At 66.8% G+C, this 21,227-nt stretch carries 24 protein-coding genes and 1 tRNA gene; 7 read left to right on the top strand and 18 right to left on the bottom strand.

Features of this window, described 5'->3' with window-relative positions; translation table 11 throughout:
• Positions 1-10: 10 nt before the first annotated feature.
• The 7 genes from nuoF to KL771_RS00095 form a co-directional block, all read right to left on the bottom strand.
• Positions 11-1,300: an NADH-quinone oxidoreductase subunit NuoF gene (nuoF, locus tag KL771_RS00125; protein ID WP_261966552.1), complete on the bottom strand. Its 1,290-nt coding sequence runs from the start codon at positions 1,298-1,300 to the stop codon at positions 11-13.
• A gap of 61 nt (positions 1,301-1,361) precedes the next feature.
• The gene (nuoE, locus tag KL771_RS00120; protein WP_261966551.1) at positions 1,362-2,042 is read right to left on the bottom strand and encodes an NADH-quinone oxidoreductase subunit NuoE; all 681 of its coding nucleotides are present in this window, start codon (positions 2,040-2,042) and stop codon (positions 1,362-1,364) included.
• 11 nt (positions 2,043-2,053) lie between these two features.
• On the bottom strand, positions 2,054-2,329 hold the full coding sequence (locus tag KL771_RS00115) for a hypothetical protein (protein ID WP_261966550.1): 276 nt from the start codon (positions 2,327-2,329) through the stop codon (positions 2,054-2,056).
• Entirely contained in the window at positions 2,329-3,519 is a 1,191-nt protein-coding gene (locus KL771_RS00110) for an NADH-quinone oxidoreductase subunit D (protein ID WP_261966549.1), read from the bottom strand. Before KL771_RS00110 ends, KL771_RS00115 begins: the two co-directional genes overlap by 1 nt.
• Positions 3,520-3,534: 15 nt before the next feature.
• Complete coding sequence (locus KL771_RS00105) at positions 3,535-4,140, bottom strand: NADH-quinone oxidoreductase subunit C (RefSeq protein ID WP_261966548.1); 606 nt, start codon at positions 4,138-4,140, stop codon at positions 3,535-3,537.
• Positions 4,141-4,176: 36 nt separating this feature from the next.
• Positions 4,177-4,761 (bottom strand): NuoB/complex I 20 kDa subunit family protein, encoded by a 585-nt coding sequence (locus tag KL771_RS00100; RefSeq protein WP_054362379.1) that lies wholly within the window; start codon positions 4,759-4,761, stop codon positions 4,177-4,179.
• Positions 4,752-5,117, bottom strand: a complete 366-nt coding sequence (locus tag KL771_RS00095) for an NADH-quinone oxidoreductase subunit A (RefSeq protein WP_054362380.1) — start codon at positions 5,115-5,117, stop codon at positions 4,752-4,754. Before KL771_RS00095 ends, KL771_RS00100 begins: the two co-directional genes overlap by 10 nt.
• Positions 5,118-5,660: 543 nt before the next feature.
• Between KL771_RS00095 and xth the strand changes: the two genes are divergently transcribed.
• The 3 genes from xth to KL771_RS00080 all read left to right on the top strand — a co-directional run bounded on the left by xth (position 5,661) and on the right by KL771_RS00080 (position 7,347).
• Positions 5,661-6,449 (top strand): exodeoxyribonuclease III, encoded by a 789-nt coding sequence (xth, locus tag KL771_RS00090; protein ID WP_261966547.1) that lies wholly within the window; start codon positions 5,661-5,663, stop codon positions 6,447-6,449.
• Positions 6,446-6,880: a GFA family protein gene (locus KL771_RS00085; RefSeq protein WP_261966546.1), complete on the top strand. Its 435-nt coding sequence runs from the start codon at positions 6,446-6,448 to the stop codon at positions 6,878-6,880. The genes xth and KL771_RS00085 overlap by 4 nt, the downstream gene beginning before the upstream one ends.
• A 185-nt stretch (positions 6,881-7,065) precedes the next feature.
• A complete protein-coding gene (locus KL771_RS00080; RefSeq protein WP_261966545.1) occupies positions 7,066-7,347 on the top strand; it encodes a hypothetical protein in 282 nt (93 codons plus the stop codon).
• A 131-nt stretch (positions 7,348-7,478) separates the two neighbouring features.
• Here the strand turns inward: KL771_RS00080 and arfB are convergent, their stop codons facing one another.
• Positions 7,479-7,913, bottom strand: a complete 435-nt coding sequence (arfB, locus tag KL771_RS00075; RefSeq protein WP_261967064.1) for an alternative ribosome rescue aminoacyl-tRNA hydrolase ArfB — start codon at positions 7,911-7,913, stop codon at positions 7,479-7,481.
• Between the two features lie 91 nt (positions 7,914-8,004).
• Here arfB and KL771_RS00070 point away from each other — a divergent pair, with 91 nt between their 5' ends.
• Complete coding sequence (locus tag KL771_RS00070; protein ID WP_261966544.1) at positions 8,005-8,475, top strand: lysozyme inhibitor LprI family protein; 471 nt, start codon at positions 8,005-8,007, stop codon at positions 8,473-8,475.
• 240 nt (positions 8,476-8,715) lie between these two features.
• The gene (gene mazG / locus KL771_RS00065; RefSeq protein ID WP_261966543.1) at positions 8,716-9,546 is read left to right on the top strand and encodes a nucleoside triphosphate pyrophosphohydrolase; all 831 of its coding nucleotides are present in this window, start codon (positions 8,716-8,718) and stop codon (positions 9,544-9,546) included.
• 60 nt (positions 9,547-9,606) lie between these two features.
• On the opposite strand, the gene KL771_RS00060 is transcribed toward mazG, so the two are convergent.
• The 8 genes from KL771_RS00060 to KL771_RS00025 form a co-directional block, all read right to left on the bottom strand.
• On the bottom strand, positions 9,607-9,807 hold the full coding sequence (locus KL771_RS00060; protein WP_054362385.1) for a hypothetical protein: 201 nt from the start codon (positions 9,805-9,807) through the stop codon (positions 9,607-9,609).
• Between the two features lie 144 nt (positions 9,808-9,951).
• Positions 9,952-10,794 carry a 3-deoxy-8-phosphooctulonate synthase gene (gene kdsA / locus KL771_RS00055; protein WP_261966542.1) on the bottom strand — a complete coding sequence of 281 codons (843 nt, stop codon included), beginning with the start codon at positions 10,792-10,794 and terminating at the stop codon, positions 9,952-9,954.
• Between the two features lie 83 nt (positions 10,795-10,877).
• Positions 10,878-11,645 (bottom strand): hypothetical protein, encoded by a 768-nt coding sequence (locus KL771_RS00050; protein WP_261966541.1) that lies wholly within the window; start codon positions 11,643-11,645, stop codon positions 10,878-10,880.
• A complete protein-coding gene (locus KL771_RS00045) occupies positions 11,642-11,848 on the bottom strand; it encodes a hypothetical protein (RefSeq protein ID WP_261966540.1) in 207 nt (68 codons plus the stop codon). Before KL771_RS00045 ends, KL771_RS00050 begins: the two co-directional genes overlap by 4 nt.
• A 95-nt stretch (positions 11,849-11,943) precedes the next feature.
• Complete coding sequence (locus KL771_RS00040) at positions 11,944-12,834, bottom strand: VOC family protein (RefSeq protein ID WP_261966539.1); 891 nt, start codon at positions 12,832-12,834, stop codon at positions 11,944-11,946.
• Positions 12,835-12,837: 3 nt separating this feature from the next.
• Positions 12,838-13,257, bottom strand: a complete 420-nt coding sequence (locus KL771_RS00035) for a DUF350 domain-containing protein (RefSeq protein WP_261966538.1) — start codon at positions 13,255-13,257, stop codon at positions 12,838-12,840.
• 107 nt (positions 13,258-13,364) lie between these two features.
• Complete coding sequence (locus KL771_RS00030; protein ID WP_261966537.1) at positions 13,365-14,102, bottom strand: cytochrome c biogenesis CcdA family protein; 738 nt, start codon at positions 14,100-14,102, stop codon at positions 13,365-13,367.
• Between the two features lie 255 nt (positions 14,103-14,357).
• Entirely contained in the window at positions 14,358-14,765 is a 408-nt protein-coding gene (locus KL771_RS00025) for a hypothetical protein (protein ID WP_261966536.1), read from the bottom strand.
• A gap of 303 nt (positions 14,766-15,068) precedes the next feature.
• On the opposite strand from KL771_RS00025, the gene KL771_RS00020 reads away from it, so the two are divergent.
• On the top strand, positions 15,069-17,342 hold the full coding sequence (locus KL771_RS00020; protein ID WP_261966535.1) for a DUF6600 domain-containing protein: 2,274 nt from the start codon (positions 15,069-15,071) through the stop codon (positions 17,340-17,342).
• Positions 17,343-17,480: 138 nt separating this feature from the next.
• Positions 17,481-17,570: transfer RNA gene (locus tag KL771_RS00015), tRNA-Ser, on the top strand.
• 219 nt (positions 17,571-17,789) lie between these two features.
• Here KL771_RS00015 and KL771_RS00010 read toward each other — a convergent pair.
• Both KL771_RS00010 and KL771_RS00005 read right to left on the bottom strand, forming a co-directional pair.
• Positions 17,790-19,163, bottom strand: coding sequence for a hypothetical protein (locus tag KL771_RS00010; protein ID WP_261966534.1), 1,374 nt, complete (start codon positions 19,161-19,163; stop codon positions 17,790-17,792).
• Between the two features lie 164 nt (positions 19,164-19,327).
• A complete protein-coding gene (locus KL771_RS00005) occupies positions 19,328-21,013 on the bottom strand; it encodes a PIN domain-containing protein (RefSeq protein ID WP_261966533.1) in 1,686 nt (561 codons plus the stop codon).
• Positions 21,014-21,227 lie beyond the last annotated feature (214 nt).

The following is a 21,227-nucleotide window of genomic DNA, read 5'->3' as shown; positions in this document are numbered from 1 at the left end:
GGCTCCCTCCTCACTCCGCCGCCACCAGCGGGCGCGCGCCGTGACGGGCATCGATGCGCGCTTCGATCTCGTGGCGGAAGTGGCGGATCAGGCCCTGGATCGGCCAGGCGGCGGCATCGCCGAGGGCGCAGATGGTGTGCCCTTCGATCTGCTTGGTCACCTGGAAGAGGGTGTCGATTTCCTTCTTGGTGGCGTCGCCATGGACCATGCGCTCCATGACGCGCCACATCCAGCCGGTGCCTTCGCGGCACGGCGTGCACTGGCCGCAGCTCTCGTGCTTGTAGAAATAGGACAGCCGCGCGATCGCCCGGACGATGTCGGTCGACTTGTCCATCACGATCACCGCCGCCGTGCCGAGGCCGGAGCCGAGGCCGCGCAGGGTGTCGAAGTCCATAGACGCATCGGCGATCTGCGCCGCCGGCACCAGCGGCACCGAGGAGCCGCCCGGGATCACGGCGAGCAGGTTGTCCCAGCCGCCGCGGATGCCGCCGCAATGCTTGTCGATCATCTCGCGGAAGGAGATGCCCATCTCCTCCTCGAAGGTCGCCGGCTTGTTGACGTGGCCGGAGACGCAGAAGAGCTTGGTGCCGGTGTTGTTCGGCTTGCCGAGCGCGGCGAACCAGGCGCCGCCCCGGCGCAGGATGGTCGGCGCGACGGCGATGGATTCGACGTTGTTGACCGTGGTCGGGCAGCCGTAGAGGCCGACATTGGCCGGGAACGGCGGCTTCAGGCGCGGCTGGCCCTTCTTGCCTTCCAGGCTCTCGAGCAGCGCCGTCTCCTCGCCGCAGATATAGGCACCGGCGCCGTGATGCACGTAGAGATCGAACGGATAGCCGTGGATGTTATCCTTGCCGATCAGGCGGGCCTCATAGGCTTCGTCGATCGCGCGCTGCAGCGCCTCGCGCTCGCGGATGAACTCGCCGCGCACGTAGATATAGGCCGCGTTGGCGCCCATCGCGAAGGAGGCGATCAGGCAGCCTTCGACCAGATGATGCGGATCGTTGCGCAGGATCTCGCGATCCTTGCAGGTGCCGGGCTCGGATTCGTCGGCATTGACGACCAGATAATGCGGCCGTCCGTCCGACTTCTTCGGCATGAACGACCATTTCAGGCCGGTCGGGAAGCCGGCGCCGCCGCGGCCGCGCAGGCCCGAGGCCTTCATCTGGTCGATGATCCAGTCGCGGCCCATGTCCAGGATGGCCTTGGTGCCGTCCCAGAGCCCGCGCGACATCGCGCCCTTCAGGCTCTTGTCCTGAAGGCCGTAGATGTTCGTGAAGATGCGGTCCTTGTCCTGGAGCATGCTCAGTCCCGGCTCACGAGAAGGTCACGGATGCGGTCGGCGAGGCTGGTCATCGGCGCCCTCATTCCCCCGCCGGCTTCGGCGTCGCCGAGCCGTCGGTCACGATGTTGACGCGGTAGGAGCCGTCATAGAGGCCGGGATCGGTCAGCGTGACCGCGCCGCCCTCGGGGACCGAGAGGTGGCGGCCGTTCTGCGGACCCGGCGAGGGCGTGTCGCCGCGCTCGAAGATGTCGAGCACGCCGTTCAGCGTGTCCGGCGTCAGGTCCTCGTAACAGTCCGACCAGATCTGGACCATCGGCGCATTCACGCAGGCGCCGAGGCATTCGACCTCTTCCCACGAGAAATTGCCGTCGGCGGACAGTTCGTGCGGATGCGGGGCAATGCGAGTCTTGCAGACCTTGATCAGGTCGTCCGAGCCGCGCAGCATGCAGGGCGTGGTGCCGCAGACCTGGACATGCGCCTTCTTGCCGACCGGGGCCAGCTGGAACATCGTGTAGAAGGTCGCCACTTCGAGCACGCGGATATACTGCATGCCGAGCATGTCGGCGAGATAGCGGATCGCCGCCTCCGACACCCAGCCGTCATGCTGCTCCTGCGCGCGCCACAGAAGCGGGATCACCGCCGAGGCCTGCTTGCCTGCCGGATACTTGGCGATGGTCGCCTGCGCCCAGGCCAAATTCTCCGCCGAGAAGGCGAAGCTGGCGGGTTGGACTTCGGCGGGTGCCAGTCTGCGAACGGCCATCGGAAGCGCCTTCAGTTCAGCGGAATGCAGGGATTGGCGACGGGTTTGGCCTTCGCCTCCGAATAGGTCGTGCCGCGCAGCTCCGAAAGCACGCAGGCATAGTGCTTGGCCTCGCGGCGCAGGATCACCACGACCTCGCCCGGCCGGCCGTTGCCGGTCGTCGAGACGACCGTATAGGCGTCGCCGAGCAGTTCGGCCATCGACTTGGTCGGCTGGTCGGCCAGCGACTGCGCCGCCGCCGGCCCGGCGGCTGCAAGGACGAGAGCGAGGGCAGCGAGACGGCGCATCAGCGGTCGACCTCCCCGAAGACGATGTCGAGCGAGCCGAGGATCGCCGACACGTCGGCCAGCATGTGGCCACGGTTCATGAAGTCCATCGCCTGCAGATGGGCGAAGCCCGGCGCGCGGATCTTGCAGCGATAGGGCTTGTTGGTGCCGTCGGAGACGAGATAGACGCCGAACTCGCCCTTCGGCGCCTCGACGGCCGCATAGACCTCGCCCTCGGGGACGTGGAAGCCTTCGGTGTAGAGCTTGAAGTGGTGGATCAGCGCTTCCATCGAGCGCTTCATCTCGCCGCGCTTGGGCGGCACCACCTTGTTGGTCGTCGACGAGACCGGGCCGACCCGCTCCTTGCCGAGCAGGCGCTCAACGCACTGCTTCATGATCCGGACCGACTGGCGCATCTCTTCCATGCGGATCAGGTAGCGGTCATAGCAGTCGCCGTTCTTGCCGATGGCGAGATCGAAGTCGAGTTCGGCATAGCACTCGTAGGGCTGCGCCTTGCGCAGGTCCCACTTGGCGCCGGAGCCGCGCACCATCACGCCCGACATGCCCCAGGCCCAGGTATCGGCGAGGCTGATCACGCCGATATCGGCGTTGCGCTGCTTGAAGATGCGGTTCTCGGTCAGGAGTTCATCGAGATCGTCGACGGTCTTCAGGAACGGATCGCAGAAGGCGCCGATGTCGGCGACCAGCCGGTCGGGCAGGTCCTGGTGCACGCCGCCGGGCCGGAAATAGGCCGCATGCATGCGCGAGCCGGAGGCCCGCTCATAGTACATCATCAGCTTCTCGCGCTCCTCGAACCCCCACAGCGGCGGGGTCAGCGCGCCCACGTCCATGGCCTGGGTGGTCACGTTGAGGAGATGCGAGAGCAGGCGGCCGATCTCGGAATAAAGCACGCGGATCAGCTGACCGCGCTTGGGCACTTCCAGGCCGACCAGCTTCTCGACCGCCAGGCAGAAGGCGTGCTCCTGGTTCATCGGCGCGCAATAGTCGAGCCGGTCGAAATAGGGCACCGCCTGCAGATAGGTCTTGGCCTCGATCAGCTTCTCGGTGCCACGATGCAAGAGGCCGATATGCGGATCGACGCGGGTGACGACCTCACCGTCGAGCTCGAGCACCAGACGCAGCACGCCGTGCGCGGCCGGATGCTGCGGTCCGAAGTTGATGTTGAAGTTCCGCAGTTGCCCGTCGGACATGGTCGCGCACTCTCGTCAGTTCGACTTGGCTTTTTCGTCGCCGGGCAGCACGTATTCGGTGCCTTCCCACGGGGACAGGAAGTCGAAATTGCGGAATTCCTGGTTGAGCCGGACCGGCTCGTAGACGACCCGCTTCTGCTCTTCGTCGTAGCGGACCTCGACGAAGCCGGTCATCGGGAAGTCCTTGCGCAGCGGATGACCGTCGAAACCGTAGTCGGTCAGGATGCGGCGCAGGTCGTGATGGCCGGTGAACAGGATGCCGTAGAGGTCGTAGGCCTCGCGCTCGAACCAGTCTGCACCCGGATAGAGCCCGGTCGCGGACGGCACCGGCGTCATCTCGTCGGTCTGTACCTTGATGCGCAGGCGCGTATTCAGGCTCGGCGAGAGCAGGTGGTAGACCACGTCGAAGCGCTGATCGCGGGCCGGATAGTCGACACCGCAGATGTCGATGAAGCTGACGAAGCGCAGGCGCGCGTCGTCGCGCAGGAAGGCGAGCACGTCGAGGATGGTGGCCGGCGTGGCCGTCAGCGTCAGCATGTCGACGCCGACCGCCCAGCCCTCGACCTTCGGCCCGAGTGCGCCGGCGATGTAGTCCCCGAGTTCCGTCGGTGCCTCGTTCATGGGCTCCTCACTTCTTGGGTCCGGGGCGACGCGCGGTCAGCGCTCGATCGTCCCGGTGCGCCGGATCTTCTTCTGCAGCAGGAGCACGCCGTAGAGCAGCGCCTCCGCCGTCGGCGGGCAGCCGGGCACGTAGATGTCGACCGGCACCACGCGGTCGCAGCCGCGCACCACCGAATAGGAATAGTGGTAGTAGCCGCCACCATTGGCGCAGGAGCCCATCGAGATGACGTAGCGGGGCTCCGGCATCTGGTCGTAGACCTTGCGCAGCGCCGGGGCCATCTTGTTGGTCAGCGTGCCGGCGACGATCATCACGTCGGACTGGCGCGGGCTGGCGCGTGGCGCGAAGCCGAAGCGCTCGGCATCGTAGCGCGGCATCGACATCTGCATCATCTCGACCGCGCAGCAGGCGAGGCCGAAGGTCATCCACATGAGCGAGCCGGTGCGCGCCCAGTTGATCAGATCGTCGGTCGCCGTGACCAGGAAGCCCTTGTCGGCGAGCTCGGCATTGATGTCGAGAAAGAAGGGATCGGTGGCCCCGATCGGCTTGCCGGTCGACGGATCGATGAGGCCCTTGGGGCTCGGGGCGACCAGCGGGCCGCCCGTCGGCTGGATCAATCCCATTCCAGGGCTCCCTTCTTCCACTCGTAGACGAAGCCGATGGTCAACACGCCGAGGAACACCATCATTGACCAGAAGCCGAACCAGCCGATGTCGCCGAACACGGTCGCCCAAGGGAACAGAAACGCCACTTCGAGATCGAAGATGATGAACAGGATCGAGACCAGATAGAACCGCACATCGAACTTCATGCGCGCATCGTCGAAGGCATTGAAGCCGCACTCGTAGGCGGACAGCTTCTCCGGATCCGGGCTCTTATAGGCGACCGCAAAGGGCGCGATCAAAAGAGCAAGTCCGATCACGGCGGCAACGCCGATGAAGACCGCGATCGGCAGGTAGTTGCTCAGAAGGTCATTCATGACCGTCGACCTCGTCGAACGCCGCTTGAAGCGGAAGGCGGGCAGGCTAGACCGTTCAGGGATCTCCCGATCCGCCCCGGCGCCCAGAGAGTGCCGCCGGAGGGCATTTCGTAGTTTCCCGTAGCGCCGCGGAACCCGTGTCCGGAACCCGTCCGACGCCGCCTTTTCCGCACCGCAACCGCCGCACGCTTAGCCCAGCGTGGGGGCTCGCGCAAGCGCATTCCCGCCCGCCCCGCGGCACTGTGAACCCATCAATTCGGACGAGTTCTCAGCGCCGGCGCATCCGCGCCGACCCGCCCCGTCACGCAGAGCGTCGCCATGCCGATGGGAGGCCGGAACCGAGCGTCGGGTGCGGCGCCCGGCCTCCCGCCGCCGGCATGGTTCCGATTCGTCTTCGGCCGCGCCAATCTGGCATACCAGCCGGCCGCCTCCGGAATGGCTGGTCCCGGCAGCGGTGCCGGCGACCGGCGCGATGCGGGCCCTGTGATGACAAACCGCGCACCTCCGCTAAGATGGCGCCGACTCTGGCATTTCGGACGGACGATGAAGATCGCGACCTGGAATATCAACGGCTCCAAGGCGCGGATCGACGGGCTCGTCGCCTGGCTCGCCGAAGCACGCCCCGACGTGGTCTGCCTGCAGGAGATCAAGACGGTCGACGAGGGCTTCCCGGTCGCCGAAGTGCGGGCGCTCGGCTACCACGCGGCAGTGCACGGCCAGAAGGGCTTCAACGGCGTGGCGGTGCTTTCGCTGGCCGAGCCGGTCGCGGTCGGTCGCGGCCTGCCGGGCGATCCCGACGACGTGCAGTCCCGGTTCATCGAGGCGACCTTCGCGACCGCCGCCGGGCCGCTGACCATTGCCGGGCTCTATCTGCCCAACGGCAACCCGATCGGGACGGAGAAGTTCTCCTACAAGCTCGCCTGGATGGACCGCCTCGAACGCCATGCGGCACGGCGGCTCGGCGAAGAGATCCCCTACCTGATGGTCGGCGACTACAACGTGATTCCCCAGCCGATCGACGCCCGCCATCCGAACAACTGGCTGAACGACGCGCTGTTTCAGCCGGAAAGTCGGGCGAGCTTCCGGCGCCTGGAAACACTCGGTTTCGTCGATGCCGTGCGGGCGACCTCCGACGGGGCGCTCTACACCTTCTGGGACTACCAGGCCGGCGCCTGGCAGAAGAATGACGGCATCCGCATCGACCATTGTCTCCTGTCGCCCCAGGCAGCCGATCGGCTGACGGCCGTCGGCATCGACCGGCATGTGCGCGGCTGGGAGAAGCCGTCCGACCATGTTCCGGTTTGGGTTGAACTCAGCATGGGGGCACCATGAGCGAGACGACCAGTGACGAGGACCCGCATGAGGGCGGCTGCCTGTGCGGGGCGATCCGCTACCGGCTGAAGGGCCTGCCGCGCGACGTGGTGCATTGCCATTGCAGCTTGTGCCAGCGCTCGTCGGGGGCACTGTTCGTGACCTGGGCGACGGTGGACTTGCGGGATTTCGAACTCGTGATGGGCGAGCCGGCGTCCTACCGGTCGAGCCCGACCGCCAAGCGCCTGTTCTGTCCGCAATGCGGCTCGCAGCTGTTCTTCCACATCGACGACGATCGCCGGATCGACGTGACGGTCGCCACGCTCGATGAGCCGGACCGGGTCACGGCGACGCGCAACACCTGGGTCGACACGCGCCGCGAGGCCGCCAAGGGTTTCGACCGCGACCTGCCCGACTATACCGACGAGGGGCCCGAATCGGCCCATCATTGAGGCGGCGCCCACAGACGCCGTTCACGCGATCGTCGTTCACCGGGCGCGCGTCACGGTGCTATGCTGCCGCGATGTCGTCGGCCCGCCCCTTCCGGCCTATTCGCGATCCGGCCCGCCCGCCGGCGCGGTTGGCCATTGGCGCGGCTCGGAACGGCGCTGTCCTGGGCACTGCCGTCCTGCGGGTCTTGGTCCTGTCCAGCGCCCTTCTGGGCGCCGCGCCCCCGGCGCGGGCCGACTGCACCTGCCGCGCCCGCGGCCAGGACTACGCGCTCGGCACGACCATTTGCCTGCCGGTCGGCCTGATGCGCTGCGAAATGGCCACGAACGTCACCTCCTGGACACCGATCGGCCGCGCCTGCCCGGAAAGCCGGATGTCGATGCCGTTCCTGGTCGCCGCGGCCGATCCGGCCGACGACGCGGGCCATGACCACGAGGATCGCGCCGAACCCGGCATCGACGCCCGATAGATTGATCGCCCACCCACATGGCGTCAGCCCCGGCGCCGTGTCGCCCCTGCCCGGCCGCCGTTCCGCCGCCCTTTTGAAAGCCCTGTCGGGTCCGAGGGTGGATCCGCCACCACTCCTGCCCGGTCCGCCGCTCAGTCGTGATCCGTCCGGCCGCGATCCGACTTGATCACGCTACGGCGCTTCTTGGCCGCGATCCGGCGCTCCTGCGATCCCTTGGTCGGCTTGGTCGGCCGGCGCGGCGGCGGCGGCGGCGCGGCGGCCTGGGCGATCAGCGCCACGAGCCGCTCGCGCGCGTCCTGGCGGTTGCGCTCCTGGGTCCGGAACCGGTCGGCCCGGATAATCAGGATGCCGTCCTGCGTCAGCCGCCGGCCCGCAAGCCGCAGCAGCCGATCGCGCACCGGCTCCGGCAGGTTGGGCGAGCGGACCGCATCGAAGCGCAGTTCCACCGCCGTGGAGACCTTGTTGACGTTCTGCCCGCCCGGCCCGGAGGCACGCATGAAGCTTTCGGCGATCTCGTTTTCGTGGATCGCGATTCGCGCGTCGACCCTGAGCCAGCCCTCCTGCATTTCGTCCATCGGGCCGGTTCCCAGTCTCGTTCCTGCCGGCACCCCATCGGCTCCGGGGGAGCCGGCGCGGTACCGTTCTGTCGGGCGCACTATGGCGCGAGCCGAGCGGATCGTCGACGGGGCGTGCGCGGCTGACGAAACCGTTTCGACCGCGACCGTGTCCCAAGGGCATCTCCCCGATCCCCTGCCGCTGTGGCAGGATGCCGGCCGTCTCCCCGACGGCCGCCAAAGAGAGATCGCCATGCGCCTCGTCGCCACCACCCTCCTTCTGCTCGCGGCCGGCACGGTTGCGGCCTCGGCGGCCGGGTTCGATTGCCGGCCCTACTACGCTTCGCGAACCTGTCCGGAGATCGTGATTTGCGACACGCCGCAGATCTCCGCGCAGGACGATCAGATGAGTCAGGTCTACCGGCTTTTGATGAACCGTCTGCCGGCCAGCCGGGCCGTTCGGCTGCGCGATGACCAGCGCGCCTGGCTCGACCAGCGCAACGGCTGCGGCTGCGACGCCAACTGCGTCCTCAACGCCTACGACCGGCGCCTGAACGAGCTCGACCGTTACTGAAGTCCCGGCAGCCGGACCGGGTCGCGATTCGGCCGCGCAATCCGAAGGGACTCGATACGGTCGGCCCGCTTGCGTTCGCCCCGCCGTCGCGCCATTGAGGCATCGGGACAACGTCGCGTCGGTCCGGCGGTCGCCCGCTTTCGGAAGACGATGCCGACGACCCGAGGCGGTCCGTCGCGACCTGAACAGGTCGGTCGAGCGTCCCTCCGCCCGCACCGCGACCGCCGATCGGAGACTGCCATGACCCCGTCCCGCGACATTGCCCGGCTGATCGAGATCATGGCCGCGCTGCGCCACCCCGAGACGGGCTGTCCGTGGGATGTCGAGCAGGATTTCCGCTCGATCGCGCCCTTTACGGTCGAGGAGGCCTTCGAGGTGGCGGACGCCATCGAGCGCGGCGATCCCGACGACCTGCGCGAGGAATTGGGCGACCTCCTGCTGCAGGTGGTCTACCACGCGCGCATGGCCGAGGAGGTCGGCACGTTCGATTTCGGCGCGGTCGTCGAGGCGATCACAGCCAAGATGATCCGCCGCCATCCGCATGTCTTCGGCGACGAGACGGCGCGCTCGGCCGGCATGGCCAAGGGCGCCTGGAACCGGATCAAGGCCGAGGAAAAGGTCATGAAGGCGGCCCGCCGCGCAGCACGTGGCCTCACCGAGACGGCGCCGAGCCTGCTCGACGACGTGCCGGCGGGAATGCCCGGGCTGGTCCGGGCGGTGAAGCTTCAGGACAAGGCCGGCACGGTCGGCTTCGACTGGAACGATCCGAAGGCGGTGATCGCGAAAATCCGCGAAGAACTCGACGAGATCGAGGCGGAGATCGACCGCACGCCGCGCGATGCCGCCGCCACCGAGGCCGAACTTGGCGACGTGCTGTTCGCCGTCGCCAATCTCGCGCGCCATCTGAAGCTCGATCCGGAGGCCGCGCTGCGCGTCACCAACGAGAAGTTCCGCCGTCGCTTCGCCCATATCGAGGCGGTGCTGGCGGCGCGCGGCTCAAGCCCGGCACAGGCGAGCCTCGACGAGATGGAGGCGATCTGGCAGCAGGCCAAGTCGGCGATGGCCCCGTGAGGCTGAGGGTATGGCACGAGCCCGGCGCCGCCCGCGCCGGTCGTGCCGTGCATTCGACGCTCAGCCGAGCTTCGCGCCGCCGCGGATCTTCGCCGCAACGCCGATCGACAGCGGAATGGCCAGCACGACGCCGGCCAGGGCCGCGATCGGGATCGCCTTGTTGAGGGAGTGCTGCAGTTCCGGCATCAGGATCACGATGGTCACGCCGGTACCGGCGAGCACTGTCGCGAGCATGATCCAGATCAATACGGCGGGTCTCATGTCCCGTTCTCCGAACCGGGCCGTCGACCATCGCGGCCCTTCGACGGAGCGGAGACTGGACCCGGCATTCCGTCGGAGCGTTGCGCCAGATCATGGCGCGCCCCGATTCGGCTTCGATGACGGCGCCGTCAGGGTTCACCCGGATCAGGCGGCGGCCGGCCTCTGCTTGGCCAGACGGTCGAAGGCGATCAGTTCGGCGAGGAGCGCCTCCATCTCGTCGAGCCGTACCATGTTGGGGCCGTCGGAGGGTGCGCGGTCCGGGTCCTGGTGGGTCTCGATGAACACGCCGGCGACGCCGACCGCCACCGCGGCGCGGGCCAGCACCGGCACCATGCGCCGGTCGCCGCCCGAGGAGGTGCCCTGCCCGCCCGGCTGCTGCACCGAATGGGTCGCGTCGAAGATCACCGGCGCGCCGGTCTCGGCCATGATTGGCAGCGCGCGCATGTCGGAGACGAGCGTGTTGTAGCCGAAGCTGGCGCCGCGCTCGGTCAGCATCACGTTGGGGTTGCCGGCGCCGATCAGCTTGGCGGCGACGTTCTTCATGTCCCAGGGCGCCAGGAACTGGCCCTTCTTGACATTGACCACGCGGCCGGTCCGGGCCGCCGCGATGAGCAGATCGGTCTGGCGGCACAGGAAGGCCGGAATCTGCAGGATGTCGACCACCTCGGCGACCGGCGCGCACTGCTCGGCGTCATGGACATCGGTCAGCGTCGGCAGGCCGAGGCGCTCCTTGATCTCGGCGAAGACCGGCATGGCCGCCGCGAGCCCCATGCCGCGCTGCGCGTTGAGGCTGGTGCGGTTGGCCTTGTCGAAGGAGGTCTTGTAGACGAGGCCGATGCCGAGCCGCCCGGCGATCTCCTTCAGCGCCGAGGCCATCTCGAGCGCATGCTCGCGGCTCTCCATCTGGCACGGGCCGGCGATCAGGGCGAGCGGCAGGCGGTTGCCGAAGCGGACGGGGCCGACGGCGACTTCGGAATTCGGATTCATGCGGAGCGCTCCTTCTGGAGGCCGAGGATTTAGCCGGAACCGCCCGCCGGGGCAACGCGGGAGGCTGCGGACGGCGCCGACCGCTATCGGTTTCCCAACTTTCGTTCCAGGCGGGTGAGGCTGCGTCGATAGGTGGGACGGAGGCTGCCTTCGCGCCAGCGCTGATCGAAGGCCGCATCATCCAGAAAGGCCGCGAGGACTGCCACGATGTTGAGACGATCGCCGAAACGCCTGTGACTTGCGCGCCCGGCATGCCTGTCGCGAATGACGAATTCAAGCTCACGCAACGTCCACATCGCTTCCGTCAGCAATCCGAGCTCGACCATTTCGCCCACGAAGCGCCGCAAGACATCGATGCTGACCCTCGCCTGGTCCACGGTCCGCTCGTCATGCCGGCGCAGTTGATTGATGTTGGCGAGGCGGCTCGCCAGAAGATGGAGCGGGTGCATCACCGTCACCTCGATCGTGGCGCCGAACTCCAGCGTCGCTTCGAGACGGACGGCATTTCGCATCAAGGACCCGGTCTCGACACCGGCGATGCCGGTCAGGAAATCGATCGTGACCGCCCGCCCGCCGAGTTCGATCGTCACCACGCTGGAGTTGGGCGTCGCATCGTCGGCCGTCGGAAACACCGGTGGCGGCGCGTAGAAACTCGCCGCCAGACGCTCCGCGGCCCTCCCGGTGTGGACGAAATCCAAATCACGGCTGACGATCAACCCATCAGGATCGAGGGCGTAGTGACGGCTCCAAATGAAGGCGGCTTGACCGCCGACGATAACCACGTCCTCGTCGCCGAAGCCTGCCAGAATTCGAGCGATCTCGGCGCCGCTCAGAAAGTCGCCCTGGCTCACTTCATGCCCGGTTCGGATGCCAGTCTTCGCACGGCAACGATCCGAATGCGGTTCGGCGCGACCCGCGCCAGAACGCCATTGGCGGCATTGATTTCATCAGCCGATCTGCCGCCTGACCGCAAGGTCTCGAGATCGCGCTTGCGCGACTCCGCCTTGGCTTCGGATCGTGATGGAGCAGGTACATGCGGTGGTGACTCGGCCATGACGCGTTGCCTCCGAACGAACCGTGTTTCGGCTCTCCAGCCGTCTGACGTCTCAGTCTAGCACAACTCGGTGCGCGGATCGGGCCCCATGGCCCTCACCGCGCCTCGAAGGCGAGAGCCGTGCCGAACAGCGTGCTGGGCGGGACGACCAGCCGGCCGGCGATCGGCTCCGCCGGGAGCCCGCCCTGGCTGAGGGCGCGCTCGGCGGCGGCCGGATCGGCGACCGCGATGCGGAAGCCGGCGAAGCGGGGCTCGTCACCGCCGGCAGGATCGGAGTTGAGCCCGTAGATCAGTCGTGCGCCGTGCGGCGTGACCGCCTCGATCGTCCCGCGTGCGGTCTCGACCGCGATGCCGTGTCCGGTGATGCGCACCCGGTCGGAGCCGGCATAGGCCGCCAGGCGCGACTGCAGCGCCATCGGATCGGGCGCCACAAGGGTGACGGCCGCGATATCGACGGCCGTGTTGGCGTGGTGCTGGAAGTCCGATTTCCAGAAATTCTCCGGATAGTGCTGCGCGCAGGTGAAGAAGCCGGCCTCGCCGCCGGCGCCGATCCGCGTGAAGGCGAGCGAGAAGGCGACCTTGCGTTCGCTGCCGTCCGGTCCGCGCGCGACACGCTCGAAATCGAAGCGCGGAAAGGTCGGCAGACCCCTGCGGGCGAAATCGGCGATATCCGCGTCGGCATCGCGCGAATCGAGCACCAGCATCGAGAAGCCCTCGCGCCGGGCGAGGAAATCGCGGTTGAAGGCGCCGAACGAGAAGCCGCCGGGCTCCGCTGGCCGGATCAGCTCCGGGCGGTCGATGCCGAGGACTTCCAGGAACGAGCCGCCGAGCTGGACCAGATGGTTGGCCGTGCCCCAGGGATGCTGGGCGCGCGGCGTCACGGTGAAGCCGAGCCGGCCATAGGCGGCCGCGGCGGCTTCCAGATCCTTCACGGCGAGGACCAGGTGGTCGAGGCCGCGGCCGGCCGGGCCTGCGCTGCCGGCCATCGCTCAGGTCGCCATCGCGGCGGCGTTGACGATGCCGCCGGTCAGCGAGGCGGAGCCGAGCAGAAGGCCCGCGGCGAGCTGTCCCTGCTCGATGCGCCGGCTCACGTCGCGCAACATGATCAGGCGGAAGAAGTAATAGACCAGAACCTGAACCACGATGGCGATCGCGCCCCAGAGCAGGAACTCGGCCAGCGCACGGGTATGCATGGCAGCCGAGGCGAGCGGCAGCGCAAAGCCGAGCATGGAACCGCCGAAGGCGACCGCCGCGGCGACATTGTCGGCGCGGATCAGGGCCAGTTCGTCATGGGCGGTGGCGAGCGTGTAGACCGCGACATAGACCAGGATCATGCCCAGCGACAGGCCGACATAGATCAGGAAGGGAACGAGCCCGCTGAGGCTGTCGCCGAGTAGAGAGAGATCCATTGCCGCCGCTCCCGGTTCGCATAAGCCAGCGAGCCCGGTTCTACCCGACCCCGGCCGAGCCGGATAGTCCCGCCGGCCCGATCAGCCGCCCCGGCCAGCCGGCCCGGTCACCCGATCGTCGACAGCGCCGGGAAGGTCTCGATCAGCCAGAAGGCCATGCGTTGCATGCCGCCGGTCAAGAAGGCGATGCCGGCGGCGACCAGGAGGACGCCCATCCCCTTTTCGACCCAGCCGAGCCGGGCGCGGATGCCCTTCATCAGGGCCAGGAACGGGCCGGCGAAGAAGGCCGCGGCCAGGAACGGCAGGCCGAGGCCGAGCGAATAGACTGCCAGCAGGGCGGCCCCCTCGCCGATCGTGTCGCGGCTGCCGGCCACAGCCAGGATCGCCGACAGCACCGGCCCGATGCACGGCGTCCAGCCGAATGCGAAGGCCAGCCCCATCAGGAAGGCCCCGAAGGCGCCGGCCGGCCGGCGCTTCATCTCCACCCGTGCCTCGCGGTACAGCAGCGGAATCCGAAACACACCCAGAAAATGCAACCCCATCAGGATGATGGCGATGCCGGCAAGAGGTCCGAGCAGGTCGAGGTAGTTGCGCACAAATTGGCCGAGCGCGGAGATGCTGACGCCGAGGACGACGAACACGGTGGTGAAGCCGGCGACGAAGGCCGCCGAGGCCAGCACCACCCGGCGCCGCGCCGCACTCTCCGCCGCCGCGCCCTGATATTCGTCGATCGTGACGCCGGCCATATAGGCGAGATAAGGCGGCACCAGAGGCAGCACGCAGGGCGAGATGAAGGAGATCAGGCCGCCCCCGAAGGCAACGGCGAGCGGCACGCTGGACGACATGGACGCTTACTCTCCCGCTCCCCGGCGCTCTCGCACCCGCTCCCGTGGGGGCGCCCGGCCGGCGCTTCCCACCGTGGCCGCCCTCCCCCTCGACCGCGCTATACCGGATCGCATCCGGCCCGCGAAGTCACCAATCCGCGACTTGACGGGAGTCCCGGCCTGCCTGCCTTGCGAAAAGTCGGGTCTCGGGCGGAAATCCTGCCTGGATTTCCCAGGGGCGGCCTGCTTCCGCCGACAACGAGCCGGCCGGTTCGCTCATCGGTATACGCGCCAGGGGTTCGTTACGTCCACGAAACGGCCCGTCTCCGCATTTCCCCATATGGTATGCGGGCCGAGCTGCATGGTGAAGACGGCGCTCATGACGACATCGGGCCGGCCGGCGGCGTCGGCGTAGCCGAGATGGGCGAGCGTCTCGGCGCCGATGCCGAGGGACGCCGCCAGGGCGCCGGTCGGGTTGAGATATCGGAACTGCAGCGGACGCTCCGCGCCGGGCGGGAGCTGCGGCGGACCCACGAAGGCGCGCTTGCAGTCGTGCCTGTCATGCGTCGCCACGTCGATCGCCTCCGCCATGTCGGCGAGTGCCTGGTCGTGCGGGTTGCCGAGACGGTCGCCGAGATCGGCGAGCGGCCGAACACGGACGGTTCTGATCGGATCCTGCGTCATGGAGCCCCCTCCTTCCGGCTGCAGCCCCCTTTCCCGAAGGTGAACCCGGTGCACCGGCTTGTGCAAGCCCGCGGCCCCTCCGCAATTTCGGGAACCGGATCCGTTCAGCGGCCGTTCATCCCGAGGCCGCCCGAATGCCGCCCCCGTGCCGCGGATCCGCCGTGCTGTCGCCCCCAAACCGGCTCGCGCGACTGTCACGGTTGTGTCAGCTCGGCGCCGGCCGGGCCTTTCGGGCCAGCGGACCGACCGCGAAAAAGAAGACCGGGTGCCACCTCGACGGCATCCGGCGATTGGAGGAATTGGATGTCCATCTTGAAAGCCGCCCTGACGGGCGCCGTGGCGACGGTCCTGACCGTCGCGTCGCCGATCGCGTCATCGCTTCTCGACGCGCCTCTGCCGCTCTTGGGTTCCGGCGCGGCCCGCGCGCAGGGCGATTTCCAGGCGCCGGCCTTCTTCAACGAACTCCAGCCCTACGGCTACTGGGCCTATCACCCGCAATATGGACAGATCTGGTCGCCGGCCGATGTCGACGAGTATTGGCGTCCCTACGAGGACGGCCGCTGGACCCTGACCCCGGAATGGGGCTGGTATTTCGAGGCATCCTCCGACTGGGGCGATATCGTCTTCCACTACGGCCGCTGGGCCTACGACCCGAACTGGGGCTGGTTCTGGGTCCCCGGGACCGAATGGGGGCCGGCCTGGGTCAGTTGGCGGCAGGGCGAGGGCTATGTCGGCTGGGCACCGCTCGGCCCGGAGAACGAAGCCTACCAGGACGACGAGGATTATTGGAGCGTCGCCCAGGCCGATGCCTTCGTGGCGCAGAGCGCACTCGCCTCCCAGTATGTGATCCGCGGCGGCCCGATGGTGCGCCAGATCTGGTCGGTCACCCGCTTCAACGGGCAGCCCGTCGCCGGACGTCCGCGCAATGCTTTCATCGATCTCGGCGCCATCCAGCGCCGCTATCCGCGCGTGGTGGTCAAGCCGCGGCCGGTGGTGTTCAAGGTCGCGATCGGCCGGGACGGCCGGCCGATCGGCTTCCGCGACCGCACGCCCGGCGGTGTCGTCATCCGCTACGAGCGCGTGCGGGCCCGCGAAGGCGGTCCGAGCCCGGTCGCCACACAGCGGCTGATCGAAGGCGTCCGCTCCGGACGCATCAAGATCGACACCCCGATCGTGCGCGAGCAGTTCTATCGCGCCACCCGCGACGGCCATGTCCGCTTCGAAGGCGATCGCGAACGCGAGATCGGCGACCGGTTCCGGCGCGACCGCGATGGCGCGCGCCGTGACGAGGACCTGCGCATCATCCTGGACGGCGTCCGCTCCGGACGCGTGAAGGGCGACGTCGACGAAACCAAGATCAAGGTCCGCACCTTCGACGAGGGCCGCGGCGAAAGGCGCCCCGGCCGCGGCGACGGCGAACGGCGCGGCCAGGGCCAAGGTCAGGGCGGCCAGGGTCAGGGCAACCAGGGCCAGGGTGGTGCCGGCTCCGGACAGCCGAACGGCAATCCGGGTATCGTCCCGCCGGGCGGCGGCAAGGTCCCCGGCCCGGGCGACAACCGCATCCCCGGCGGCCAGCCGAGCTTCGGTCAAGGCCAGGGTGCTGGACAGGGGCCAGGCCCGCTGCCCGGACGGGGCCAGGGCTCCGGCCAGGGGCAGGGTTCCGGGCAGGGCCAGGGTTCCGGGCAGGGACAGGGTTCAGGTCAGGGACCGGCCACCATTCCGGGCGCCGGCGGTCAGCCCGGCGGCGGCAAGCCGGCCGGCCAGGGCGAGACCCGCGGTCCGAGCGGCCAGGGCACCGGCCAGGGTCAGGGTTCAGGTCAGGGGCCGGCCACGATGCCCGGTGCGGGCGGTCAGCCCGGCGGCGGCAAGCCGGCCGGCCAGGGCGAGACCCGTGGTCCGGGCGGCCAGGGTTCCGGTCAGGGTCCGGGTTCCGGTCAGGGTCCTGCCACGATCCCGGGTGCGGGCGGTCAGCCCGGCGGCGGCAGGCCGGCCGGTCAGGGCGAGACCCGCGGTCAGGGTGGCCAGGGCGCCGGCCAGGGCCAGGGTTCAGGTCAGGGTCCGGCCACGATGCCCGGTGCGGGCGGCCAGCCCGGCGGCGGCAAGCCGGCCGGCCAGGGCGAGATCCGCGGTCCGGGCGGCCAGGGCACCAGCCAGGGTCGGGGCGCCGGTCAGGGCCAGGGTTCAGGTCAGGGTCCGGCCACGGTGCCGGGTGCGGGCGGTCAGCCAGGCGGCGGCCGCGGCACGCCGGGCGCCGGCGACGGTCAGCCGGGCCAGGGCGAGATGCGCCGTCCGGGCGGTCAGGGCCAGGGCGGCGCCGGTCGCCAGGACATGGATCCGCGCCGCTTCGAGCAGCGCGGCAACGACCAGAACCAGCCGCGCGGCGGCGGACAGCGCCTGGATCAGACCGCGCCCGGCCCACGTCCGAATGCCGGACAGGGCGCGCCCGGCGGCGGCCAGCCCGGTTCCGGCGGTGGCGGCCAGGTCCGAGGCAACCAGGGACAGGGCGAGGCGTCTCCCGGTCCCGGCCAGGGCGGCGGACGCCGCGCCCCCTGCCCTGCGGGCGAAAAGACCTGCTGATCGCAGGCCCACCGGTCAGGCCGGTCCGTCGGGCACCCTCGCCCGGCGGACCGCCCCCGCCCCGATCGCCCGAACGCCGGCCCGATCGCGCACCACCCCTTGCCAATCCCCCGATTCCTGCGCATTGATCCCCGCGCCGGACGGGTGGCCGAGTGGTTTAAGGCAGCGGTCTTGAAAACCGCCGTAGGTGCAAGCCTACCGTGGGTTCGAATCCCACCCCGTCCGCCAAACACCGCCGATTGCCCTCCATAGCGCGATATTGCCGCCAAATGCCGCATCACCAAGTGGCATAGCGAACCGCCGAACGCCGCCGTTTCTGCGCTACAGCCCGCTCATTTCGATCAGCAGTCAGGCTTGGGATGAAAGGAGTACCCACGAAAGTTCTGGTCTGCGTGGCTGGAAGGCAGATATCGTTGCTGGCGCTGCCTTACAGGAGGTTGCCACTGTTTAACGTACCCTCAACTGCGCCGGGTCATCGCCTGACGCGTTCTTTTCGAACCAGTTGAGGCAGCCTAGCAACGCCAGCCGCGAAAGGGCTTCTGCCAGCCCGCGCATTTCCGACCAGTCCTGTGACAACCGTTCGCTGGTTCCATGGACGGTTCGGCTGCGCCCTTCACCGTACAGCCGGGCGACGGCTTGCTTCATTGTGAGTCCCCCGTTCTTGTAGATGCTATCGTTTTCACTCCACCCCACTCGCGCAGTCAGCAGCGCTCGAATCTCCGACTCACCGTTGCCGCAGGCCAGCCCATCCAGTACTGCGACAAATTTGACGACTGCCATTGCATCGACCGCTTCACGGCATGCTTCGTGAAACCAGAGTAGCGCCTGCATGAGCACATTGTTCAGAGCGGGCCGAGAAACCTGCCCTGTCGCGTGGGTAACGAAATCCAACACTTCACCTGCAGCAGCGAACAACGGGGCCAGTCTCTTGGCTTGGACTTGCCATTCACCGGGCTTGAAGGTGTACCCCGATGGCAGATGCGAGAGCTTTGAGCCAGCGAGCGTGATCTTGCCCGGTTCAAATGTCAGAATACGAAGCTGCCGGAGGTTCCGGTCGATAAGGAGTCGAAACCCGTCAAGAGCCGAAGAGGGTTTGTCCCAAGCAAGGGCGACAACCGCTAATGCCATTCGCGCCGCAATGATCGCCTTATGCTTTCCGGATTCAGGGGGAAGCCCCCTAGTCTTTACACTACACACGAATGGGCATGCCCCGACGATAGCTAGAACATCCTTCTCCCTGATCTGGTCAACGGCATTTTTCCGCTTGGCGAGCTTGCCTCCCGCCCACTTTCTCCTGATCCTTTTGGCCATAACCTTGCCGATCTTCTGCTCTGCCACCATGCGGTCCAGCCACTGGTGACGAGCCTCAATTACAACAGGGCCGACGCGGATGGGATCGATGTCATCCTTACTTTCAAACAATGTGCAGCCTACTGCATATTCCTGGTTCCCATTTTTCGACCTGGCCTGATCCAGTGCCCTTCGCAACTCCTTCCTCACGATGTCAACTGCAAGGGGATCGTCCAGGTCAATCGACGCCAAAGGCGGCCCGAGCGACTTCCGAACCAGCGCTCGCCATTCGGCATTGGAAAACTGACGGGTCGCGGCGGTGTCGTTCTCAAGGAGCAACGTCGATAGCTCGGTAATTGAACGCTCAATGTTTTCGTTCACGAGCAGCGAGCCGTGCTCACCCGCATCAATTAGGCCAGGGAAGCCGTGATTTGGGCCGGGAAAGTCTTGCGCAGCCTGTATAGCTTTCAATTCGGCGAGTATGCTGCCGATGATATCTTTGAGCCCTGCCAACGCCTCCCCCTTTGCCACCTAAGACCGTGTTCTCGCAGGCTTTCACTAAGGATGGAAAACCTCGGCAAGTCGTTGAGGGACAGCGAACGGCAACTTTCGACCTTATATGCGGACACTCAAGTCCTAAAGACGTTCCCCAGAAGCTGCCACTTCAGTAGCGAGCGAGCAAGATAAGGGGCGATCTAGCGGCCGCAGCGTTCGACCATCTCATCCGCGATCACCACGAGATTGTAGGCTTCAACCTTTCGGCTGACAGGTATCAGAAGCTCCACCGGTTTAGTGAGGTTTTCGGCTTCGACCGTACACCGCACTGCGCCAGTGACGTCTCCATCGTCAGGAAACAATACGTCGACCTCGAAAAACTCCTCACCGCGCTGATGACGGAACAGATCGCAGGTCAGAGCGCCGCGTTTGGTGGGTTTCCCCTTCGGCCACCGGTCGTAGTAGAACCCCTCAGGATTATGCTTCTCTGGCATCAACGGCATCCGGATAGCAGGGACATCGATATATGTTGGCTTAGCAATATCGGTGGTTTGAATAAGCGATCTGCGCAGGCGGTCATGCTCCTCTGCCATTCTCAGCATGTCCGACATTGGCCCTATGCCACGCGTTAGGTCTGCGAGCGCTCCTCTACTGTGAAGGTTGTCGAACATCGACTGCGCGCTACGCATTGCCGCCAATTGGGGACCGAGACCGCTCATCACTCCGCGCGACGCCTTCTCCAGTTCGGATATCCTCAGACCACTGCCGGGCATTCTCAGTGTAGCGATATCAACGCCTTTCGACGCAGTAGGCGGTCGCTTCACGATGCGTCGAATCGCTGGCGGAACAGGAGGTGCGGGCAGCCTGGGAATCGGGGGGAGCGCTGGTTGCCCGTCGTCGTCATTCTGATCCTCGTCATCGTCTGGATCATGTGCGTCACGGCTCAAATGGATGTTGCCGATAGCCTCAAACGACACGCGCATCCTTGATGCCGGTCGAGTTCCGCCGTTGGCAACACCAAATGTTAGCGCCACTTCGGTCTCGGGCTCGATGCGGCCCTTGTGCAGCGATTCAAAGATTGAGCGGCACGCGTCGATCCATTTCGGGTAGGCTTCGGACGAGTATTTCCCGATCGCTTCAGCGTCCGGCGCTTCGTAGGAAATTTCGGTTCCATCGGCCTGAACCTCGGCTTCCGGAGCAGAAAAATCCTCCATCGGAGGGTGACGCGCTTTCAGTTTGTCGATCAGTCGGTCAATTTCGGGCGGCTCAAGTGCCAACGCGACCCGACGGACCACATTAGCCGCTGTTGCATCGCCTGAGACGTTCGCGATGCTAATGACAGGCTCCTGCGCTCTGTAGATCGAGATATCTTTTTCCAGTTCCTTGATTCGCTTCGCTTCGGTCGTCTCTTCCGGCGGTCGCTTCCAACTCTCCGGGATCAGAAAGAAGGAAACGCCGAGACCCTGCGCAGTGGACGCCGCGACGCTATCATCTGTCAGCATTGTGACGGAGGCGAACGTTTCATCCTTCGAAATGGTGGCGACAGTCCCGACGATCCGGTCGTCGTTGATGCCGTAGTCAAGTGAGCTGGCGAGTTCGGGAGCGGGCTGGACGATGGGCATGAGCCGGAGGACGACACGCGGCCCGGCTTCCTGGATAACGACTTCCGGCGGAAGGGCCGCAAGCATTCCACGTATGCGCCCCGAAATCTCGATCGCCCGCTTGCGCGTTCTGCCGCCGCTCTTCTTGTGCTTGTCGATCTCTGCCAAAACCGGTTTGGTCAATGCGATAACAACCGGGTCCACGGCGAGGTCGGACCAGGGAAGCTCTTCTAAGCGCTTGCACTCGAAGAAGAGATTCGTATCGGCTACAAACACATGCTCCATTCGCCCCTCGCACTAGCGAAAATGATGGTGAACCAATCGCCTGTGTGGAAGTCACCGTCTTCGTTGCTATATAGAGAAGTCAGAACATTTGCGCAACGAAGCTGCCTACTGAGCTCATAGCGCAGAATATCGGTAATCTAGGACCTGTTGACAAATAGGATTCCGTTCTTCGACCTCCCGTGATTCAAGGTTGCCTTCGAGAGGAGGCAGTCGT

The sequence above is a fragment of the Prosthecodimorpha staleyi genome (genome assembly GCF_018729455.1).
In the GTDB taxonomy this organism is placed as follows: domain Bacteria; phylum Pseudomonadota; class Alphaproteobacteria; order Rhizobiales; family Ancalomicrobiaceae; genus Prosthecodimorpha; species Prosthecodimorpha staleyi.
Note: the sequence above shows the minus strand (reverse complement) of the source record. Positions and strands in the feature narration are given on the sequence as shown.

Coding starts and splice junctions, on each gene's coding strand:
- nuoF (WP_261966552.1), bottom strand. CDS start 1,300: ATGCTCCAGGACAAGGACCGCATCTTCACGAACATCTACGGCCTTCAG.
- nuoE (WP_261966551.1), bottom strand. CDS start 2,042: ATGGCCGTTCGCAGACTGGCACCCGCCGAAGTCCAACCCGCCAGCTTC.
- KL771_RS00115 (WP_261966550.1), bottom strand. CDS start 2,329: ATGCGCCGTCTCGCTGCCCTCGCTCTCGTCCTTGCAGCCGCCGGGCCG.
- KL771_RS00110 (WP_261966549.1), bottom strand. CDS start 3,519: ATGTCCGACGGGCAACTGCGGAACTTCAACATCAACTTCGGACCGCAG.
- KL771_RS00105 (WP_261966548.1), bottom strand. CDS start 4,140: ATGAACGAGGCACCGACGGAACTCGGGGACTACATCGCCGGCGCACTC.
- KL771_RS00100 (WP_054362379.1), bottom strand. CDS start 4,761: ATGGGATTGATCCAGCCGACGGGCGGCCCGCTGGTCGCCCCGAGCCCC.
- KL771_RS00095 (WP_054362380.1), bottom strand. CDS start 5,117: ATGAATGACCTTCTGAGCAACTACCTGCCGATCGCGGTCTTCATCGGC.
- xth (WP_261966547.1), top strand. CDS start 5,661: ATGAAGATCGCGACCTGGAATATCAACGGCTCCAAGGCGCGGATCGAC.
- KL771_RS00085 (WP_261966546.1), top strand. CDS start 6,446: ATGAGCGAGACGACCAGTGACGAGGACCCGCATGAGGGCGGCTGCCTG.
- arfB (WP_261967064.1), bottom strand. CDS start 7,913: ATGCAGGAGGGCTGGCTCAGGGTCGACGCGCGAATCGCGATCCACGAA.
- KL771_RS00070 (WP_261966544.1), top strand. CDS start 8,005: ATGGCGCGAGCCGAGCGGATCGTCGACGGGGCGTGCGCGGCTGACGAA.
- mazG (WP_261966543.1), top strand. CDS start 8,716: ATGACCCCGTCCCGCGACATTGCCCGGCTGATCGAGATCATGGCCGCG.
- KL771_RS00060 (WP_054362385.1), bottom strand. CDS start 9,807: ATGAGACCCGCCGTATTGATCTGGATCATGCTCGCGACAGTGCTCGCC.
- kdsA (WP_261966542.1), bottom strand. CDS start 10,794: ATGAATCCGAATTCCGAAGTCGCCGTCGGCCCCGTCCGCTTCGGCAAC.
- KL771_RS00045 (WP_261966540.1), bottom strand. CDS start 11,848: ATGGCCGAGTCACCACCGCATGTACCTGCTCCATCACGATCCGAAGCC.
- KL771_RS00040 (WP_261966539.1), bottom strand. CDS start 12,834: ATGGCCGGCAGCGCAGGCCCGGCCGGCCGCGGCCTCGACCACCTGGTC.
- KL771_RS00035 (WP_261966538.1), bottom strand. CDS start 13,257: ATGGATCTCTCTCTACTCGGCGACAGCCTCAGCGGGCTCGTTCCCTTC.
- KL771_RS00030 (WP_261966537.1), bottom strand. CDS start 14,102: ATGTCGTCCAGCGTGCCGCTCGCCGTTGCCTTCGGGGGCGGCCTGATC.
- KL771_RS00025 (WP_261966536.1), bottom strand. CDS start 14,765: ATGACGCAGGATCCGATCAGAACCGTCCGTGTTCGGCCGCTCGCCGAT.
- KL771_RS00020 (WP_261966535.1), top strand. CDS start 15,069: ATGTCCATCTTGAAAGCCGCCCTGACGGGCGCCGTGGCGACGGTCCTG.
- KL771_RS00005 (WP_261966533.1), bottom strand. CDS start 21,013: ATGGAGCATGTGTTTGTAGCCGATACGAATCTCTTCTTCGAGTGCAAG.